Source organism: Pseudomonas sp. NPDC087346, from assembly GCF_044744235.1.
GTDB lineage: Bacteria > Pseudomonadota > Gammaproteobacteria > Pseudomonadales > Pseudomonadaceae > Aquipseudomonas.
In genome coordinates, this window is sequence record NZ_JBIUXX010000081.1 from 1 (window position 1) to 1572 (window position 1572).

Consider the following 1572-nt stretch of genomic DNA (forward strand, 5'->3'; position numbering starts at 1 on the left):
ATGATTTAAAATATATACGTTGTTAACTATCGTCCCGCTCGCGGATGTATTCCTCGAGCAGCTTCTTATCTTCACCAGAAAGCGAGCGGCTTTCCAGAAGATCGGCGCGTCGTTCATAGGTCCGACCAAGGGACTGCTGTAAACGCCAACGCCGGATATGCGCGTGGTTGCCACTTAGCAACACGTCGGGAACACGCTGATCCACATACACCTCCGGTCGGGTGTAATGCGGGCAATCCAGCAAACCATCCGTGAAGGAATCTTCCTCCGCGGAGTCCGCATGCCCTAAAGCTCCGGGCAGCAGCCGTGTAACCGCATCGATCAGGACCATCGCCGGCAGCTCGCCGCCAGACAGTACATAGTCGCCAATCGACCACTCTTCATCGACATGAGCATCTATAAACCGCTCGTCAATGCCTTCGTAGCGGCCGGCAATCAGGATCAATGCATCCGATTTTGCCAACTCGCGTACCGCCGACTGATTCAGTTGACGGCCTTGGGGGGACAGGTAAATAACCTTCGCCGCCTCCCCGGCTGCTGCCTTGGCCTGAGCCAGTGCATCTTCCAGGGGCTTGATCTTCATCACCATGCCCGGACCACCGCCAAACGGGCGATCGTCCACAGTGTGATGCCGATCCGTCGTGTAATCTCGCGGATTCCAACAGGTCAGCTGCAAGAGCCCCTGTTTGACCGCACGACTGGTGATGCCGTAGTCGCCGATGGCGGAAAACATCTCGGGAAACAAACTGATCACTTCTACGCGCAAGTTAGCCACGCTTAGAAGTCCGCGTCCCAATCCACCTTCATCTCGCCCGCTGCCAGGTCGACTGCCAACACACATTGCTCCGTATAGGGCAACAGGCGTTCGCGATCATCCAGGCTGCCAGCGCAAGGCTTGACTACCATTACATCATTGGCGCCGGTTTCCAGAAGATGATCGACTTTCCCGAGCAATTGCCCCAGTTGATCGATGACCTTCAGACCTTCCAGCTCGTACCAGTAGTACTCGCCGTCGGTCAATTCAGGGAACAGGTTGCGCGGCACGCAGATCTCATAACCGGCCAGAAGACGAGCTTCTTCACGATCATCAAGACCCTTGAGCTTTGCGACCAGGAACTTGTCGCTCCCGCGTCCACTGACCAGCTCGACCTGTTTGACATTGCCTTCGCGCTTGAGCGTCCAGGTTTTGTACTGCAACAGGTTTTCAGTCGGATCAGTAAAGGAATACACCTTCACTTCGCCGCGAACGCCGTGAACAGAGTAGATCTTGCCAATAACGATCAAATCATCAGCAACAGTTGGCGTCGCGTTCATATTGCTCAGGCCGCAGCCTTGGCATTTTCCTTCAACAACTGAGCAACGCGCTCAGAAGGTTGTGCACCAACGCTCAGCCAGTAGGCTACGCGCTCTTGGTTCACGGACAGACGGATTTCCTGACCACGGGCAACAGGATTGAAGAAACCAATCTGTTCTTTGTGGGAGCCGTCACGCGGGTTACGCGAGTCGGTTACGGTCAGGTGGTAAAACGGGCGCTTTTTGGAGCCGCCAAGGGCAAGACGGATTGTTATCATG

Annotated in this window: 3 protein-coding genes; all 3 read right to left on the bottom strand. The window is 55.3% G+C overall.

Annotated elements, in window-relative coordinates; all coding sequences use genetic code 11:
- Window positions 1-22: 22 nt before the first annotated feature.
- Genes trmD through rpsP form a run of 3 tightly spaced genes read right to left on the bottom strand, consistent with a single transcriptional unit; the run spans window position 23 to window position 1571 of the window.
- On the bottom strand, window positions 23-775 hold the full coding sequence (gene trmD / locus ACIOZM_RS28615) for a tRNA (guanosine(37)-N1)-methyltransferase TrmD (RefSeq protein WP_401220259.1): 753 nt from the start codon (window positions 773-775) through the stop codon (window positions 23-25).
- 2 nt (window positions 776-777) lie between these two features.
- Window positions 778-1314: a ribosome maturation factor RimM gene (rimM, locus tag ACIOZM_RS28620; protein ID WP_401220262.1), complete on the bottom strand. Its 537-nt coding sequence runs from the start codon at window positions 1312-1314 to the stop codon at window positions 778-780.
- A gap of 5 nt (window positions 1315-1319) precedes the next feature.
- Window positions 1320-1571, bottom strand: a complete 252-nt coding sequence (rpsP, locus tag ACIOZM_RS28625; protein ID WP_401220265.1) for a 30S ribosomal protein S16 — start codon at window positions 1569-1571, stop codon at window positions 1320-1322.
- Between the last annotated feature and the right edge of the window lies 1 nt (window position 1572).